A 17,755-nucleotide genomic window follows, 5' to 3' on the forward strand; every position below is an offset into this window, starting at 1 on the left:
TTTGAAGGTGGGTATTCCCAACTTGTTATCTACAATACTCTGGTTACCTTTGATTGGGATAATTCTTATCTTTTTAATGTCCCGTGAAAGTGAAAGGGCTATTAAGGTTGTTGCTCTGGTTACAGCTCTTCTTGACTTTGTCCTTTCCCTTTTTCTTCTTCTCAGTTTTGATTTTACAAATCCGGGCTTTCAATTCGTTGAAAAATCTATCTGGATAGATTTTTTAAATACTTTTTATTTTCTGGGAGTTGATGGTGTAAGTATTCTCTTTGTGCCTCTGTCTACTCTGGTTACCCTCCTTTGTATTCTTATTTCCTGGGATTCTATTAAAGAAAAGGTCAAGGAGTTTTATCTTGCCCTCCTCTTTACAAATATTGCCATGGTAGGGGTTTTTCTTTCCTTGGATCTTTTACTGTTTTACCTTTTCTGGGAGGCCTTACTCATTCCAATGTATCTTATCATTGGAGTCTGGGGAGGCCCAAGGAGAATCTATTCAACCCTTAAATTCTTCCTTTATACCTTTTTTGGTTCAGTTTTTATGCTTATTGCAATTATTTATATCTTTCTGCAGTATGGCACCTTTGATTATACTGCCCTTCTTGGAAAGACCTTTGCTCCTCATGTTGAAAAATTACTCTTTCTTGGATTTCTGATTGCCTTTGCCATTAAGGTTCCCATGTGGCCTGTGCATACCTGGCTTCCAGATGCCCATACGGAGGCCCCAACTGCTGGATCGGTTATTCTTGCAGGAATACTTATTAAACTTGGCGGATACGGAATGGTAAGGTTTCTTCTCCCCTTATTTCCTCAGGCAACCCTTTATTTTGCCAAGTTAATTCTGGTTCTTTCAGTTATTGCCATTATTTATGCAGGACTTGCCTGTTTGTGGCAGAGTGATTTAAAAAGGCTTATTGCCTATTCTTCAGTAAGTCATATGGGATTTGTAACCCTGGGAATTTTTTCTTTAAATCCAATTGGAGTAAAAGGAGCTATTCTTCAGATGATTAATCATGGAATAGTTACTGGTGCCCTCTTTATGTGTGTTGGTGTCATATATGATAGAACCCACTCCCGTGCTATTTCCTATTATGGTGGGCTTGCAACGACTTTTCCCCTTTATGCAGCCTTTTTTATGGTCTTTACTTTGGCAAGTATTGGACTTCCGGGAACTAATGGATTCATAGGAGAATTTATGATCCTTCTTGGAACTTTCCTTAGGGATAAACTTATGGTTGTGCTTGCCTCAACCGGTGTCATCATCGGTGCTGCTTATATGCTTTGGCTTTATCAGAGGGTCTTTTTCCAAAAACCAAGCCCCAATGTATTTAATCTAACTCCTATGAAATGGAATGAACTTACTGCCATTATTCCCATGCTTGCCTTAGTTTTTTTAATTGGTTTTTATCCCAATCCTTTTTTAGATTTTATGCGGGCAACTGTTTCGCAGATTTTACTTAATTTCCGGTAAGGAGGAAACAAAGTGGTGACACTCAGTCTCAATTTTGGAGTCCTAGCCGTAGAATTAGTTTTTCTTTTTATGGGCCTTTTTATTTTTCTTATAGATAAATTTATTAATAATAAGAATTATGCCTTTTATTTAGCCTTTATAGCTTTAGTGGTAGGGCTTGGTTTTCTTCTTTTTACACCTTTTGGGGAGTTTGCCCAGGCCTTCAAAACAGATTTTTATGCCACCACCATTAAGCTTTTTTTTCTTATAGGTTTTCTTCTCGTTCTTTTTATTTCCTATTTTTATTTGCAGACCTTTAAAGCACTGAATGTTGGTGAGTATTATGGACTTTTGCTATTTTCCGGGATGGGTGCTTTTGTTATGCTTTCCAGCCAGGATTTCCTTACTCTTTACTTAGGGATGGAATTAATGAGTATCCCTGTGTATTTTTTAATAGCCTCTTCTTTTGTTTACAGAAGGGCTTCTGTTGAAGGAGCTTTGAAATATTTTATAGCAGGTTCTCTTGCTTCTCTTTTCTATCTCCTTAGTCTTGGCATAATTTATTATTTTATAGGTGCTATTTCTTTTAAGGAAGTCTTTATCAAGCTTGCTCAAGGCCTTTATAAAAAGGAGATGATCCTCGCCTTGCTTTTGATTTTATCTGCCTTTTCTGTCAAATTGTCCCTTGTTCCCTTTCACATGTGGGCCCCTGATGCCTATGAAGCCTCTCCCCTTCCTGTTACTTCCTTCTTGGCAAGTCTTATTAAGTTTGCTCTTATGGCAGCTTTTATAAAAATTTTAATTGTCGCCTTTGCTCCTTTGAAAATTAGTTTAGGAGAATTACTTATACCAATTACACTTCTTACCTTATTAGTTGGTGCGCTTCTTGCCATCAAACAGGACAATATTATAAGGATGCTTGCATACTCCTCTATTACCCATGCTGGGTATGCCTCCTTAGGACTTCTTTCGGGTGATTTTCTGGGATACGGCTTCACTATTTTTTACATGTTTGTTTATCTCTTTATGACTGTAGGAACCTTTGGGCTTTTAATTTATCTTGCCAAATTGAAGAGGGAATTTCTTGAAATTCCTGCTCTTTCAGGATTGAGCAAGGATTTACCTCTTATTAGTTTTTTTGTATTGGTTTTTTTCTTTTCCTTAGCGGGTATCCCTCCCACAGCCGGTTTCATGGCAAAATTTTATCTCTTTGTGATGCTTATTAAATCAAATCTTTTGTGGGTGGCTTTACTTGCCCTTCTATTTTCCATTATAGGTGCCTATCCTTATTTAAGGGTAATTAAGGTTATCTATATGGACAAACCCCTTCATGTCGTTGAAAAAGAAAGGTATGGTTTTTCTATGTTATTTCCTGTATTAATCTCCCTTTTAGTTGTAATCCTTCTTGGTATTTACCCAAAGCCTGTGATTGATTTTATTCAGAGGACCCTTTATTTATACCTTAGCCTTCTTTATTTCCATTTTTAAAGTTTTTTTGTAGGGTTTGACCTATAAAATGGTTGCAAAATACAAAGCAAAAATTAAAAAAAATGAGATTAAATTCTTTTAATAGCCTGAAAGAAAATTTTATTAAGGTTGACTTTGGCAAAAAGTTTTTATAATAAGACTTGAAAATTAATCTCAAGGATAGGAGGTGTTGAAATGCCAGAACTTTATTTTAAGAGGCCCATGCCCCACGGGGGAAAGCTCGTTGAGCGGGTGATCACTGACAAAAAGATCGCCAAAAAGTATCTTGAGTCATGTAAAAAGTATTGCGCTTTTTACGACATTAAGCCTACTCTTCACTATAAGAGAGGCGTTCCTGTGAGAAATGTTTATCGTGAGATTATGTCAGTTTGTTATGGTTTTTTCAGTCCTGTTGAGGGTTCTATGACCAGTGCTGAGCTTGAGAGTGTGCTTTCCAAGAGAAGGCTTCTTTCTGGCTGGGTTTTCCCATATCCCATTCTTTTTGATATTTCTAAGGAAGACTTCAATAAGCTTGGTGTGAGTGAGGGGGATAGGCTAATTCTTAGGCTTAAAGGGAAACCCTTTGCTATGCTTGATATTGAAGAAATTTATGAGATTGATCCTGAAGAGCTTGCTAATAGAACCTTTGGTTCTCCTGAGACCAATCCCGAAGTTGTTCAGGAAAAATTTGATGATAAGCATCCTGGTTGGGTTATTTATAGGTCTCACAATCCTATTATTCTTGCCGGGAAATATACTATTATTAATGAACCCATTTTTAAGCCACCCTTTGACAGATTCTGGCTTCCTCCCAGAAAGGCAAGAGAGCTTATGGAGCAAAAGGGCTGGAGGACAGCTATTGCTCACCAGACCAGAAATGTTCCCCATGTGGGTCATGAGCACCTTATGAAAAATGCCGCTTACACTGGTGATGTTGAGCCTTGTCATGGAATTCTTGTGAATGCTATTATTGGTGTTAAAAGAAGAGGTGATTATCCAGATGAAGCTATCTTAGAGGCCCATGAGGCTGTCAATAAGGCTGGATATATTAAGCCTGAAAGACATGTGGTCTCTTTTACTCTCTGGGATATGAGATATGGCAATCCCCTTGAGAGTTTGCTCCATGGAATTATTCGTCAAAATATGGGATGCACTCATCATATGTTTGGGAGGGATCATGCTGCAGTAGGTGAGTATTATGACAAATTTGCAACTCAGATTCTCTGGCTTAAGGGAATTCCAAGCTATGGTTTTGACAAGCCTGTGAATGAGGTTGAGGGAGGATTGGAGATCAGACCTCAGAATATGAGGGAATTTTGGTATTGTCCTGTTTGTAAAGAAATGGCTTACAGCGAGAGTTGTAATCACTCCAAGCAAAAAGAGAAGCTTTCGGGTTCTCTTATCAGGGGGCTTGTAGCTGAAGGTGTTCAACCTCCCGTTGTTATTATGAGGCCCGAGGTCTTCAAGGTTGTAGTTAAGTGGTGGAAGAAATTTAATTATCCCTTTGTAAATGAAAGATATGTCCAGTGGAAAGAGGAAGAATTAGAAGTTGATCTTCCTGATATGGAATAATAAAAAATTAAAAAAATGAGGAGGTGAAAAGATGGAATATATACTTGAGGTTTTTCTTGATGACTACAGATTGGGAAAAATTAAGGGATCACCTGTAGAATCTAATATAGAGACAGTTTTTGGTGGTGAGCTTAAGGTTTTAAAAGTAAAGGTTGGAGAAGAGACAAAAAATGATGTTCTTAAGGCCTTTGAGACTGCTCGTATTGATTCCCGTGCCTGTATCACAGATACTCCTGTTGCCTTTAAGAGAGCCCTTTTTGAAGAGATAGCGAAGCAGAAGAGTCTTGGAGAGGAAGTGGTTAAGGCTGTTCTTGGAAGGATTAATGAAATAAAGGAATTAGCAGCTAAGGAATCAGATTTTTTACCAGCCCCTGAGATAGAAACAGATTAGTAAAATAAAAAACAAAAGGAGGTGTCGTTATGCCAAGTTATGTGAACCCTGAAAAGTGTGACGGTTGCAAGGGTGGGGACAGGACCGTCTGTATGTACATCTGTCCCAATGACCTTATGATCCTTGATCCTGAGGCCATGAGGGCTTACAACCAGGAGCCTGATCAGTGCTGGGAGTGCTATTCATGTGTTAAGAGCTGCCCTCAGGGAGCTATATCTATCAGACACTATGCAGACTTTGCTCCTCTTAATGGAACTTGTCAGCCCATGAGAGGAACAACTGATGTCATGTGGACCATTAAATTCAGAAATGGAGTTGTTGTAAGGTTTAAGTTTCCTATTAGAACTACTCCTGAAGGTTCTGCAGATCCAACTATGGGTGGAAAGGAGCCTGATCCAGCCAAACTAAATACCAATCAGCTTTTTACTCAGGCTGCAGATGGTATTGAGCCAGCCAAACCTGAGGCTGTCCTTAATAAGGTTTTCCCATGCACTGATAAAAAGATGACCATTTAAAAATTTAAAATTTTAAAGGAGGTGACAACTATGCCTAAGATTCACAGTTATAACTTTGGATTAGCTTGTGCAGAGCCAGAAGTTGTTGAAAAGGATGTAGACATATTATTAGTTGGTGGTGGAATGGCAGCCTGTGGTGCAGCTGTAGAGGCAGTTCGCTGGGCCAAACCCCATGGAATTACTATACTTTTAGCTGATAAGGCTGCTATGGAAAGATCTGGTGCTGTGGCTATGGGTCTTTCTGCTATTAACACCTACATTGGTGATAACAAGCCTGATGATTATGTGAGAATGGTAAGATGCGACCTTATGGGAATTATTAGAGAGGACCTTTCTTTTGATGTGGGAAGACATGTTGATGATACTGTTCATTGTTTTGAGGAATGGGGTCTTCCTATTTGGAAGCAGGATCCTCAGACTGGAAAGACTCTTGATGGTGCTGAGGCCAAGGCCAAGGGTTTAACTCTCAAAGGCGGAGCAAAGCCTGTTCGTTCTGGACGCTGGCAGATCATGATTAACGGTGAATCCTATAAGGTTATTGTTGCAGAAGCTGCTAAGAATGCTCTTGCCAGCTATGACAAGGCTGAAATTATTGAAAGGCTTTTCATTGTTAGACCTCTTCTTGATGCTAATGAACCCAACAGATGTGCAGGTGCAGTAGGATTCTCTGTTAGAGAAAATAAGATTTACATTATCAAAGCCAAGGCTACTCTTGTTTCTACCGGTGGAGCAGTGAATGTCTTCCGTCCCAGATCCATTGATGAAGGAAAGGGAAGAACCTGGTATCCCGTATGGAACCCCGGTTCTGGATATGCTATGTGTGCCATGAGTGGAGCTAAGCTTGTTCTTATGGAAAATAGATTTGTTCCTGCCAGATTTAAGGATGGATACGGGCCAGTTGGTGCTTGGTTCTTGCTCTTCAAAGCCAGAGCAACCAATGCCTTCGATGAAGATTATGTTGCTAAACATAAAGAGGAGCTTAAAAAGTTTGCTCCTTATAGCGAGGCTTCCGTTGTGGGAACCTGCTTAAGAAACCATGCTATGCTTATTGAAATGAAAGAAGGAAGAGGTCCTATTTTCATGCACACAGAGTGGGCTCTTCAGGAAGCCGAAAAGAAGATGGACAAAAAAGAATTTAAACATCTTATAGCCGAAGCCTGGGAAGACTTCCTTGACATGTGTGTAACTCAGGCTGGACTTTGGGCCTGTTTGAATATTGAGCCTGAAAAGAAACCTTCTGAGATTATGCCTACAGAGCCTTACTTCCTTGGATCACATGCTGGATGTGCTGGTGCCTGGTGCTGTGGACCAGATGAAGATTGGGTTCCAGCGGAATACAAAAAGCCTTGGGAAGGAATTGGAAAATACAATAGAATGACCACAGTCAAGGGTCTCTTCTGCGCTGGTGACACTGTGGGTGCCAGTGGTCATAAGTTCTCCTCTGGTGCTCATGTTGAGGGTAGAATTGCTGCTAAAGCTATGGTTAAGTTTGTCCTTGATAATAAGGATTATAAGCCTGCTATCAAAGAATCAGCTGATGAACTTAAGAAAGAGATCTATGGACCATGGTATAGGTTTGAGCAATTTAAGAATGCAACTACTGCTTATGAAGTCAACCCCAACTATCTTATTCCTCGTCATATTCAGGCAAGACTTATGAAACTTATGGATGAGTATGTAGCTGGAACCTCTACCTATTATATGACCAACAAACCTATGCTTGAGAGAGGTCTTGAACTCTTGAGAATGCTTAAAGAAGATATGGAACTTGCAGCTGCAAGAGACTTACATGAGCTTATGAGAGCCTGGGAGAACAGACACAGAGTATGGACTGCTGAAGCTCACCTCTTGCATATCCTCTTCAGAGATGAGACCAGATATCCTGGATACTTCTATAGAGCTGATTACTTAAATATTGATGATAATAATTGGAGATGTTTCACTCTATCCAGATGGAATCCCGAGACCAAGCAGTGGGAACTTGAAACCTATCCTTATGTGCAGATCATTCCTGATCCTCTTGGGCCGTAAAAGATAAAATAATAATTGAGGGGGCTTTAAAGCCCCCTCTTTTTTTAATTTTTAGGTTTGAGAGGCCTTGAAGATAAGGCTTCTCAAACCTGAAAAGAAAGAGGTAAAGGAGGTTGAAATGGGAAGCTCAACTATATTAGTCGTGGGTGGTGGAATTAGTGGTGTTACCGCTGCTATTGAGGCAGCAGAGATGGAGACAGATGTTGTTCTTGTTGAAAGAGAGCCAACTCTTGGAGGAAGGGTAGGACAGTTGAGATATTACTTTCCTAAGCTTTGTCCTCCAACTTGTGGTTTAGAAATTAATTACAAAAGAATGAAGGTTAATCCCCATCTAACGGTTTATACCATGACGGATGTTTTAGAAATTAGTGGTAGTGCCGGTAATTATAAAATAAAACTCAGAAAAAAGCCTCGTTATGTAAATGAAAATTGCACTGCCTGTGGTGAATGTGAAAAGGTATGTGAGGGAGAAAGAATTAGTAGTTTTGATTTTGGGCTCGGGAAGACCAAGGCCATTTACTTACCCTCTCCAATGGCTTTTCCGATGAGATATGTTTTGGATAAAGATGCATTGGCTCCCGGAGATTTAGAGAGAATTCAATCCGCCTGTAAATATAATGCAATAGATCCGGATATGAAGGAAGAGATCTTTGAGATTGAGGCAGGAGCCATAATTTGGGCCACAGGTTGGAAACTTTATGATGCAACAAAGCTTGATAATCTTGGATATGGAAGGTTTGCTAATGTAATTACTAATATGCAGATGGAGAGAATGGCCTCTCCCTGGGGGCCAACGGGAGGAAATATTATAAGGCCTTCAGATGGAAATGTTCCTCAAAGAGTTGCTTTTGTCCAGTGTGCAGGATCTCGTGATGAGAACCATCTGCCTTACTGTTCTTATATCTGTTGTCTCGCCAGTCTCAAGCATAGTCTCTACTTAGCAGAAAAAGCTCCAGATACGGAATCTTTAATTTTTTATATTGACATAAGAACACCTGGAAGATATGAAAAATTTTTAAGAAGGGCACAAAATGAGGCTAAGGTTAATTTTATTAAGGGAAAAGTAGCCAAAATTGAAGAGGATCCAGCTACAAAAGATTTAATAGTTACTGCTGAGGATACTTTAACTGGAAAGAAGGTGCATGAAAAGGTCAATATGGTTGTTTTAGCCTTGGGAATGCAGCCAAGTATTGTGGACGAAAAAATCTCAGGTCTTCCTCAGGATGAGTATGGGTTTGTTCTTGAGAGTGATGGAATTATTCCTGTTGGGTGTGCTAAAAAGCCTCTTGATGTTATGACCTCTAATGAGACTGCAACAGGTGCTGTTATTAAGGCATTACAAATTATAAAAAGGGCTTAAAAGGAGGTAAAAGATGGATAAAATTGGTGTCTTTATATGTAGGAGTTGTGGAATTGCTGAAAGATTAAATATAGAGGAATTGGAAGCAAAAGCAAGGGAACAGGGTGTAAATTCTGTATATAGTGCCGAATTTTTATGTTCTAAAGAGGGCAAGGAATTTATAAATTCTAAAATAGAGGCAGATGGGCTTGATGCAGTTTCCATATGTGCTTGTTCTTTCAGAGTTAACTATGATGTATTTAATTTTGGTAAAGTAGCAGTTGATAGAGTTAGTTTGAGAGAAGGAGTTGTCTGGAGCAGGTTTCCAATGGGAGATAGTGGAGAGATTCTTGATGATTCAACTGAGATAGCAAGTGGAGTCTCCTTTAAAGATGAGCTTATGGCTTTGGCTAAGGATTATATTAATATGAGTATAGCTAAACTAAGATCCTATAAGCTTCCAGAACCTTTCAAACCAGAAGAAGAACTTTCTAAAACCATTCTTGTTATAGGTGGAGGAGTAGCCGGTCTTACTGCTTCTCTTGAATGTGCAAAAGCTGGGTATGATGTTATTCTCGTAGAAAAGGAAAAGGAGCTTGGTGGTTTTGCTGCTAAGATGAAGTCTCATTGCGAGACAAAACCCCCTTATAAGAATCTTGTTGAACCAGTGGTAAAGAGTTTAATTTCTGAGGTTGAAAGCAATGACCTGATTAAAGTATACAAGAGTGCAACAGTTACAAATATTAACGGCGGGCCAGGTCTTTATAATGTCAAAATAAAGCAGGGAGGGAAGGAAGAAGAGGTTCGGATTGGTGCAATTGTTCTTGCTGCAGGATTTAAACCCTATGATCCTACCAAGTTAGCCCATTTAGGGTATGGAGAAGTCCCAAATGTGATGACTAATGTGGAATTTGAGAAGATGGCTGCAGAGGGGAAGCTTGTCAGACCATCAGATGGAGCTCCTATTAAGAGTATTCTATTTATTCAATGCGCAGGACAAAGGGATGAAAATCATCTTGCCTATTGTTCAAGTTTTTGCTGTCTTGCCAGCCTTAAACAGGCCAAGTATATAAGGGAAGCGGATTCTGAGGCTAAAGCATATATTGTTTACGAATATATGAGAACTATGGGAATTTATGAAAACTTTTATAAAACACTACAGGATGATCCAGGGGTTTTTTTGACTAAGGGTGAGGTTGTAAGTGTAAGTAAAGGAGAAAATGGTAAGGTTAAGGTGGTTGTAGATAATACTTTGCTTGGTGAAAAGGTGGAGCTTGAAGTGGATGCGGTAGTCTTAGCAACGGGTATGGTTCCGGTAACAGCTGATGAGGCGGTTCTCAATCTGGAATATAGGCAAGGTCCAGCTCTTCCTGAGCTTGAACTTTTTTATGGTTATGCAGACTCTAATTATATCTGTTTCCCCTATGAGACAAGGAGAACAGGTATTTATGCTGCAGGTGCGGTGCATCAACCTATGACCATTGACCAAGCTATTGAAGATGCCCGAGGAGCTGCTTTAAAGGCTATACAGTGTCTCACTGCCATAGAGGTTGGACATGCGGTGCATCCAAGAACCTGGGATTTTGCCTATCCTGAGTGGGACTTAAAGATGTGCACCCAGTGTAAGAGATGCACTGAAGAGTGTCCCTTTGGAGCCCTGAATGAAGATGAAAAGGCATTTCCTATACCTTTTATTACCCGCTGTAGAAGATGTGGCACCTGTTTTGGGGCCTGTCCACAGAGAATTATTAACTTCAAAGATTACTCTATAGACATGATTGGAAGTATGATTAAAGCAACGGAGATGCCTGAGCAGGGATATGAACAATACAGGTTTATGGCCTTTGTCTGTGAGAATGATGCTTATCCTGCACTTGATATGTTAGCTTATAAGAGAATGAATCTTCCTGTTTACTTTAGAGTTATTCCTGTTAGATGCCTTGGAGCAGTAAATGTATCCTTTATCAAGGATGCTATGAGTAAGGGCTATGACGGTATCATACTTCTTGGCTGTAAGTATGGTGAAAACTATCAATGCCACTTTATTAAGGGAAGTGAACTTGCCAATCGTAGAATGGAAAATGTTCAAGAAACTTTACAACAACTTGCTCTTGAAATGGAAAGAGTTTCTATTGATACAGTAGCCATAGATGAGATTGAAAAGCTTGCTGAGAAAACGAAAGAATTTGCAGAGACCATAAAAGGCTATGGTGAAAATCCATTTAAAGGCTGGTAAGGAGGAAGCCCTATGAGTAATGCTATTTTAAAAGTTGATGCGGATTTGTCCGCAGTTAAAGAAATTCAAGGTATAGGTGGAGATACGGTAAAGAGATGCTATCAGTGTGCAACCTGTTCAAGTGTATGCCCTCTGGCACCCGATGAGGCACCTTTTCCAAGAAAACAAATGATACTTGCCCAGTGGGGTTTTAGAGAAAAGCTTCTTTCTGATCCAAATGTATGGCTTTGCCATCAGTGTGGTGATTGCACCAAGTATTGTCCCAGAAATGCTCGGCCTGGTGATGTGCTTGCCTCTTTAAGGCTTCTTGTGACAAAGGAGCTTGTGCCTTTTAAGTTTATGAACACCTTTTATAGTAATCTTTGGGGGTTGCCTATTTTAATCTTAATTGCCCTGGCCTTTATTTTGCCAGTGCTCTTTCTTACTTTTGGAGGTGTTCCTGATTTTTCTGATCCCGTATCCTTTCCATATAATCCTGAGCTCCACTATAAAATAGGATTTATAGATTTACCAGCGAGAGTTTTGATGATTGATTTAATCTTTCTTCCATTAGCAACTTTTGTCGTAGTTCTTATGGCTAATGCGGTAAATAAGATGTGGAATACCTATCTTGAATATTACAAGATTCCTCAGGCTTATCGACTTGGTGCCGTTACTATAATTAAAACTTATCTTGGCCCAGCTTTGAAGGAGATCCTTGCCCATAGCAGATTTGAAAAGTGTGATGCTAATTCCTGGAGAGCCAATCCTCATAAAATGCTCTTTTATGCCTTTATTATCCTTTTCATTACTACAGGCACCGTATTTATCTTGGCGGATATCCTTGGGATGCATACTCCCTGGAATCCCTTTACCCATCCTGTTAAATGGCTTGGTAATATTGGTGGTATATTGCTTCTTTACGGAGTTATTTCTCTTATATCAGGGAGAAATAGAGCAGTGCTTGAGAATTCACTCAAGACGGCTTATCCAGATGCCTTTCTATTATGGCTCATTTTGTTTGTGGGTATTACTGGATTCGGAATTGAAGTTGTCAGAATGGTTCCAGTCTTTTATAACTTTTCAGCCTTTGTTTATTTGGCTCATCTTGTTTGTGTCTTCTTGCTCTTTTTAGCTATTCCATATGGAAAATTTTCTCATCTTGTTTTTAGAACAACAGCAGTTGTTTTTGATCTGTATTACAAAGATACATTGAAAAAACAATCTTCATAAGAAGAGTTTCCTTAGGGCCCCTTATAAGGAGGGGCCTTTATTTATTTCAATTTTGGTCTATAATTTAAAAAATGCGTCTTAATGTGCTTTTTTTTATTATTTTTTTCTTTGTATTTTCTTTTTTTATAACCATTAATCTTTTTTTTGAGAGGTCCTTTCAAAAGGAGTCTTTAGACCTAAGTCATAAAGAATTAGGCCTATTAACTCAAAATCTAGCAGAAAAACTTTCATTTATTCTTAATATTGTGCCTCAAAAATATAGTTCAATTTCAAATTATTTAAGAAGTCAAGGGAATGTTTTAAAAATTGATAAAGAATTTATTTCCTCTTTTTTTGTAAAAGATTTAGAGAATTTATCCGGACTTAAAGTAGAATTTGTGTATAATTATGAAAAGATCAAAGATAAGGAAAGTTTTAATGTTGAAACGGATTTTTCTGAAAGAAAGATACTTTATCTTCTTCCTTTTGAATCTAACGGACAGGCAATCTTGGCACAAATTTCCATTAGTTTAGATGAAATATTTCAAAAAAACCTAAAACCCATTAAACTTACCCCCAAGGGACATGCCTGGTTAATATCTAAAGAGGGAACCCTGATTTATCATCCTACTCAACCCGGTATGATTGGGAATAATATTTATTCAAATAATCCAATCTGTTTTAAATGTCATAAGAGCTTTGAAGCAGAAAAGATGATTCTTAAAGAGTCTATTAAAAGTGGATACCACTATTATTATTCCCCTGAAAAATTAGACAAAGTAATTTATTATGCAAAGGTCCCTGTTTTTGATCAGGAATGGATCCTTTGCGTTAGTATCCCTTATGATGAATTACAGTCAGCTATAAATAAAAGTATGAAGCTACATTCTTTAATAGTTATATCTATTTTTTTATCTATGATAATTCTGGGAACCCTCTTTTATTATATTAATACAAAGCGTATTGCAGCTGAGGAGAAATTGAAATTTTATGCATTATTAGAGGGTATTATTGAGAGTACTCAATCCAAAATTGTAGTTATGGATAAGACTTATAAAATAGTTTTAGCTAATACTCCTTATGCTAATTTATTGAAAAGACCTAAAGAGGAGATTTTAGGAATAAACTTTTTTGAAATATGTCCTCAACAAATAGAGATGTATAGAGTAACATTAAAAGAATTAATTAATAGATCTTTTAATGGTGAATATAGTGAATTAATGGGATATCCTTTAAAGGAAAATGGAGAAATTAAGTATTATCACATAACAGTAAATCCTCTTAAAGAGGGGACTGAGATTACGGGAGCAGTGCTTACCTGTGATGATATAACTGAGGAGGTAGCTTTACGGGAACAAATTAAAGAATATGCTAATCAACTTGAAAAATTAGTAGCTAAAAGGACAGAGGAATTACAAGCAGAAAAGGAAAAACTTTCTATTATTATGGAAACAGTTAATTCAGGTATTTGTTTAATTGACGAAGAGGGAACAATTACATGGATGAATTCAAAAATGGAGGACATTCTTGAATTATATAAATATAAACAATTTTCAGACAAAATTAATATTTGTGAATTATTTAGTAAGATTGGAGATTGTTTAAATGCCCTTGCCTCTACCCAATTTGTTCAGGAGATTTTAGTTCAAGGACAACGAAAGATTTTTCAGGTTCAGATAACCCCTGTTAGAACAGCAGAGGACAAAACAAATTATATTTGTCTGATTCAGGATATAACTGACCTTAAATTAATGGAAGAGCGAATCATGCAATCGGAAAAACTTCAGGCCTTGGCAAGAATTTCGGCTGGCTTAGCTCATGAGATAGGCAATCCTCTTACTTCTATTTCTTCTTATGTTCAAGTTCTTAAAGAGATGGATTTAGGAGATTTTGCCAATCAAGCCTTAGAAATTATCTCCAAGCATATTTTGAGGATTTCTGAAATAATAAGAAATATTTCAAGTTTTGCTAAACCCTCTAAAGGAGAGGTATTTCCTGTTAAGATTAACGAAGTGCTCGAGGGAAGTCTTGCTCTTGTAAGATTTGATAAAAGAATGAAGGATATTAAGGTAAACTTGAACCTAAAGGAGGTTTCTGAGGTTTTGGTGGATCCAAATCAGCTTTCTCAAGTTTTTATTAATATCATTTTAAATGCAGCCGATGCCATGCCTGAGGGCGGAGACCTGACTATTGAGACTAAAGAAGAAGATGGTTATGTATTAGTTAGTTTTACTGATACTGGAATTGGCATTTCACCAGAAAATCTTCCTCATATATTTGATCCTTTTTTTACCACTAAGGAAAAGGGGACAGGGTTTGGTTTGTCTGTTTCTTATAGCATTGTCAAAAATTTTGGAGGAGACATTTTGGTTAAAAGCCAGATAGGTCAGGGCTCTACTTTTACAGTAAAACTACCTGTATATTCTTCACAAGGGGTGAGTGCTTGATGGAAAAACCGAGTATACTACTTGTGGATGATGAAGAAGACATCTTAAGTGTTCTTAAGTTTGTTCTTGAAAAAGAGGGATATCAAGTGGCAACAGCCCCGAGTGGTGAGGAGGCCCTTAAACTTATGGATAAAAATTATTTTGATATTGTGCTTTCTGATTTGAGGATGCCTGGTATAGATGGAATTCAGCTTCTTGAAAGGGTAAAAGAGTTAAGCCCATCAACTGATGTTGTGATCATGACTGCTTATGCAAGTATTGATTCAGCTGTAACAGCTATAAAGAAGGGGGCATCAGATTATATTGTTAAGCCCTTTATTAATGAAGATGTTAAAATGCGCTTGAAAAGAATCCTTGAACACAAGAGTCTTCAAAAAGAGGTTGAGGCCTTAAGGTATCAGTTGAGTCAGAGGTTAAAAGGAGATATCTTTTGGGGAACCTCTCCCCAGATGCAGGAAATAATGAGACTATTAGAACGAGTAATTCCCACTAAAAGCACAATCCTCATTTTAGGGGAATCTGGGACAGGAAAAGGAGTTTTAGCTGAATTTATTCATAATAACAGTCCTCGCCAAGATAAACCCTTTATTAGTATTAATTGTTCCGCCATACCAGAGAATCTTCTTGAATCTGAACTATTTGGATACAAAAAAGGAGCCTTCACAGGAGCTATAACTGATAAAAAGGGACTTATTGAACTTGCTAATGGGGGAACGCTTTTCCTTGATGAAATAGGAGATATGCCATTAAATCTGCAGGCCAAGATACTTAAATTTTTAGAAACTGGTGAATTTATTCCTCTTGGAGACACCACTAAAAAACAGGTTGATGTAAGAATTCTTGCTGCAACCAATAAAAACCTTGAAGAGCTGATTAAAGAAGGAAAATTTAGAGAAGATTTGTATTTCCGTTTGAATGTAATAGAAATAAAGATTCCCCCTCTTAGGGAACGGCGGGAAGATATTCCTGCTTTGGTTTACTTTTTTATTGATAAGTTAACTAAGGAACATAATAAAAAAGTTAAGGGAATAACTAATGAAGCCCTTTCTTTTTTAATTAATTATGACTGGCCCGGCAATGTTAGGGAGCTAAAAAATGTTATCGAACGGGCTGTTATTTTAGCAACTGGCGAGTTTATAACTGCTAATGAGCTTCCAGAAAGAATTAAGGGAAATAGAGGGTTAGAATTTCCAGCCAAAACCCTGAAAGAATCTTTGGAGGAATTCGAAAAAAATATAATTCTCAATACCCTTAAACAGGTAAATTACAATAAAGAACAGACAGCTAAGATTTTGGGAATTGATTTAGCAACTCTTTACAGAAAACTAAAAAAGTATCAGATTGAAGAAATCTAAAAGTGTCTAAACCCTTTAAATTAGGATTTATAATTGGTTTTATATTAGGCATAGCTGTGGCTTTTATGCTTGATTTTGCCTTCAGAGATACCCTTGGAGGAACTTGGTTTGATGCGGTTTCTCAGGATCTCTCAAGAATTATGAAAAAAGAAATTTCCAAGGACTCCCCTCTTGTTTTCATTGGTGTTACTTCTGTGATTATGTTTATTGGTCTGATAGGAGGTATTTTAGGAGGCATAGCAGCAAAGATCGTTTTTGAATTTCTCAATTCTCTTGACTCCTAATTTTTTGCAATTCTGCCAAAAAAGAAAATATTTTTTAGTCATTTTTTTGCACATTTGCAAAGGACTTCCTTGTTAAATTAAGAAAGATCTTTCTTTTCTCTCTGGCATATTTTTTGATAATAAATTTATATAAGAAAAAATAAGAGGTGAGAAAAATGAGAGGGATAACAGGAATAAAGACAGAACCGAAGGGAAAAGGCACAGAGGTAGCTTTTTTAGTAATAACACTTTTTCTTCTTCAAATGCTTTTATATCTTTTAGGAGGTTTCACTAAAAGTGAAGTTATAAAAAGGGTTTTATTAAGCATTTCGGCTGTTGGCTTAATGGTTAGTTTAATCTTTCCTCTTTCTTATGTGATTTTGAGAAATAAGAAAAATAAAAAATAAAAGGAGGTGGGATTATGTTAGCAAAACTTGATTCCAGGAAAGGGATTTACATCGGGACCGGTGCCGGGTTGATTCTCTTTGTGCTTCTTGGGTTCTTTCCCAGTGCTATGATGGGAGGATATGTTGGTTTGAAACTGGCTGAACTCATCATGGGTCCCGGGAGTATGGGAGTTGTGGCAAGGTTATTTACTGCTCTTAGCATGATAGGAGCTGTTCTTGTTACAGCAGTTGTCTTTGTGCTTGGAGGAGCTATAGCTGGTTATATTTTATCTGGAAAATTGAGAGCTAAGGAGGCTGGAAGCAAAGCTTAGGAAAGTTAAGCAGGGGTTAGCCTCCCTTCATCCATTCCCCATAAGCCCCCAAAGGAAGGGAAGCTAACCCCCCTTTAAAAGGGGGTGATCAATTATGAAGACAAGACTTAAAAAAAGTGTTTTAGCAGGGGCCTTTGTGGGGTTAATTTTATTTGTTATTGCTGGATTTTTACCCAGCGCCTATACAGGAGGGCTCTTCGGATTAAAGCTTTCTGAACTTCTTTTCGGTACTCCTATTGAACCCTCCACAGGACCAAGGATTCTTGTTGCCTTTTGGATGGTGCTGAGTGTGATCATTTCTGGTGCCATTTTTGTGGTGGGATGTGCAATTATTGGTTGGATTTTGGGTTTTCTTTTAGAAAAGAAAAAGATTAAAGAAAAAAATCTACTTAGCTAAAAAATTGTTGATAGGGAGGGGTATATGAAATTTATTGTTAGCAGAACAAGGGTGCCCTTGTGGAGTAAAGAAAAACCTTGTGATGAGGCTGTAGAGGAGGAACTCACTCCTCTTGATTACAGGATGGTTTCAAGCCTTGAGGAAGCCAAAAAAAAGATCTGGTTCAAGGACTGGTGGGAAGGGGGAGTAAATCACCGGGAGGAAAATGGAATGATAGTTTGTGAAAAAAAACAAAAGGAAAAAAACTGGGTAATTGAAATTAAGAGTCTTGAGGATTTGCTTAAATTTCAAGAAAAATATGGTGAGATCATGCTTCTTGATTCTCCACCTTATAAGGAAGTCAAAAAGGAAATTCGTATTTTAAGAGCAAAGTAAAGGAGGGGGAA

General features: G+C 37.9%; 16 protein-coding genes. All 16 read left to right on the forward strand.

All coding sequences use genetic code 11. The features are described from left to right. Positions 1-7: 7 nt before the first annotated feature. The 16 genes from THC_RS06510 (at position 8) to THC_RS06585 (ending at position 17,744) form a co-directional block, all read left to right on the forward strand. Positions 8-1,468: an NADH-quinone oxidoreductase subunit M gene (locus THC_RS06510; protein ID WP_068515041.1), complete on the forward strand. Its 1,461-nt coding sequence runs from the start codon at positions 8-10 to the stop codon at positions 1,466-1,468. A 12-nt stretch (positions 1,469-1,480) separates the two neighbouring features. After that, positions 1,481-2,935, forward strand: a complete 1,455-nt coding sequence (locus THC_RS06515) for an NADH-quinone oxidoreductase subunit N (protein WP_068515044.1) — start codon at positions 1,481-1,483, stop codon at positions 2,933-2,935. 174 nt (positions 2,936-3,109) lie between these two features. Then, positions 3,110-4,486, forward strand: a complete 1,377-nt coding sequence (gene sat, locus THC_RS06520) for a sulfate adenylyltransferase (RefSeq protein ID WP_068515046.1) — start codon at positions 3,110-3,112, stop codon at positions 4,484-4,486. A 31-nt stretch (positions 4,487-4,517) separates the two neighbouring features. Next, on the forward strand, positions 4,518-4,877 hold the full coding sequence (locus tag THC_RS06525; protein ID WP_068515049.1) for a DUF6955 family protein: 360 nt from the start codon (positions 4,518-4,520) through the stop codon (positions 4,875-4,877). Between the two features lie 29 nt (positions 4,878-4,906). Next, positions 4,907-5,392, forward strand: coding sequence for an adenylyl-sulfate reductase subunit beta (gene aprB / locus THC_RS06530; protein WP_068515052.1), 486 nt, complete (start codon positions 4,907-4,909; stop codon positions 5,390-5,392). Between the two features lie 30 nt (positions 5,393-5,422). Further along, positions 5,423-7,423, forward strand: coding sequence for an adenylyl-sulfate reductase subunit alpha (gene aprA / locus THC_RS06535; RefSeq protein ID WP_068515055.1), 2,001 nt, complete (start codon positions 5,423-5,425; stop codon positions 7,421-7,423). 118 nt (positions 7,424-7,541) lie between these two features. Further along, complete coding sequence (locus tag THC_RS06540) at positions 7,542-8,783, forward strand: CoB--CoM heterodisulfide reductase iron-sulfur subunit A family protein (protein ID WP_068516706.1); 1,242 nt, start codon at positions 7,542-7,544, stop codon at positions 8,781-8,783. Between the two features lie 13 nt (positions 8,784-8,796). Next, complete coding sequence (locus tag THC_RS06545) at positions 8,797-10,998, forward strand: FAD-dependent oxidoreductase (RefSeq protein WP_068515058.1); 2,202 nt, start codon at positions 8,797-8,799, stop codon at positions 10,996-10,998. A gap of 12 nt (positions 10,999-11,010) precedes the next feature. Next, positions 11,011-12,210 carry a quinone-interacting membrane-bound oxidoreductase complex subunit QmoC gene (qmoC, locus tag THC_RS06550; RefSeq protein ID WP_068515062.1) on the forward strand — a complete coding sequence of 400 codons (1,200 nt, stop codon included), beginning with the start codon at positions 11,011-11,013 and terminating at the stop codon, positions 12,208-12,210. 71 nt (positions 12,211-12,281) lie between these two features. After that, entirely contained in the window at positions 12,282-14,636 is a 2,355-nt protein-coding gene (locus THC_RS06555) for an ATP-binding protein (protein WP_082706353.1), read from the forward strand. After that, the gene (locus THC_RS06560; RefSeq protein WP_068515066.1) at positions 14,636-15,991 is read left to right on the forward strand and encodes a sigma-54-dependent transcriptional regulator; all 1,356 of its coding nucleotides are present in this window, start codon (positions 14,636-14,638) and stop codon (positions 15,989-15,991) included. Before THC_RS06555 ends, THC_RS06560 begins: the two co-directional genes overlap by 1 nt. 2 nt (positions 15,992-15,993) lie before the next feature. Next, positions 15,994-16,275: a hypothetical protein gene (locus tag THC_RS06565; RefSeq protein WP_068515069.1), complete on the forward strand. Its 282-nt coding sequence runs from the start codon at positions 15,994-15,996 to the stop codon at positions 16,273-16,275. Positions 16,276-16,430: 155 nt separating this feature from the next. Continuing rightward, positions 16,431-16,661 (forward strand): hypothetical protein, encoded by a 231-nt coding sequence (locus THC_RS06570; protein WP_068515075.1) that lies wholly within the window; start codon positions 16,431-16,433, stop codon positions 16,659-16,661. A 14-nt stretch (positions 16,662-16,675) separates the two neighbouring features. Then, on the forward strand, positions 16,676-16,972 hold the full coding sequence (locus THC_RS06575) for a hypothetical protein (RefSeq protein WP_068515078.1): 297 nt from the start codon (positions 16,676-16,678) through the stop codon (positions 16,970-16,972). A gap of 94 nt (positions 16,973-17,066) precedes the next feature. Further along, on the forward strand, positions 17,067-17,369 hold the full coding sequence (locus tag THC_RS06580; RefSeq protein ID WP_068515081.1) for a hypothetical protein: 303 nt from the start codon (positions 17,067-17,069) through the stop codon (positions 17,367-17,369). Positions 17,370-17,393: 24 nt separating this feature from the next. Then, entirely contained in the window at positions 17,394-17,744 is a 351-nt protein-coding gene (locus THC_RS06585) for a hypothetical protein (protein WP_068515085.1), read from the forward strand. Positions 17,745-17,755: the final 11 nt, after the last annotated feature.

The sequence above is a fragment of the Caldimicrobium thiodismutans genome (assembly GCF_001548275.1).
Lineage (GTDB): Bacteria > Desulfobacterota > Thermodesulfobacteria > Thermodesulfobacteriales > Thermodesulfobacteriaceae > Caldimicrobium > Caldimicrobium thiodismutans.

What these genes read in the sequence shown, in the direction of transcription:
- sat (WP_068515046.1), top strand. Translation starts at nt 3,110, where the DNA reads ATGCCAGAACTTTATTTTAAGAGGCCCATGCCCCACGGGGGAAAGCTC.
- THC_RS06525 (WP_068515049.1), top strand. Translation starts at nt 4,518, where the DNA reads ATGGAATATATACTTGAGGTTTTTCTTGATGACTACAGATTGGGAAAA.
- aprB (WP_068515052.1), top strand. Translation starts at nt 4,907, where the DNA reads ATGCCAAGTTATGTGAACCCTGAAAAGTGTGACGGTTGCAAGGGTGGG.
- aprA (WP_068515055.1), top strand. Translation starts at nt 5,423, where the DNA reads ATGCCTAAGATTCACAGTTATAACTTTGGATTAGCTTGTGCAGAGCCA.
- THC_RS06540 (WP_068516706.1), top strand. Translation starts at nt 7,542, where the DNA reads ATGGGAAGCTCAACTATATTAGTCGTGGGTGGTGGAATTAGTGGTGTT.
- THC_RS06545 (WP_068515058.1), top strand. Translation starts at nt 8,797, where the DNA reads ATGGATAAAATTGGTGTCTTTATATGTAGGAGTTGTGGAATTGCTGAA.
- qmoC (WP_068515062.1), top strand. Translation starts at nt 11,011, where the DNA reads ATGAGTAATGCTATTTTAAAAGTTGATGCGGATTTGTCCGCAGTTAAA.
- THC_RS06555 (WP_082706353.1), top strand. Translation starts at nt 12,282, where the DNA reads ATGCGTCTTAATGTGCTTTTTTTTATTATTTTTTTCTTTGTATTTTCT.
- THC_RS06560 (WP_068515066.1), top strand. Translation starts at nt 14,636, where the DNA reads ATGGAAAAACCGAGTATACTACTTGTGGATGATGAAGAAGACATCTTA.
- THC_RS06570 (WP_068515075.1), top strand. Translation starts at nt 16,431, where the DNA reads ATGAGAGGGATAACAGGAATAAAGACAGAACCGAAGGGAAAAGGCACA.
- THC_RS06575 (WP_068515078.1), top strand. Translation starts at nt 16,676, where the DNA reads ATGTTAGCAAAACTTGATTCCAGGAAAGGGATTTACATCGGGACCGGT.
- THC_RS06580 (WP_068515081.1), top strand. Translation starts at nt 17,067, where the DNA reads ATGAAGACAAGACTTAAAAAAAGTGTTTTAGCAGGGGCCTTTGTGGGG.
- THC_RS06585 (WP_068515085.1), top strand. Translation starts at nt 17,394, where the DNA reads ATGAAATTTATTGTTAGCAGAACAAGGGTGCCCTTGTGGAGTAAAGAA.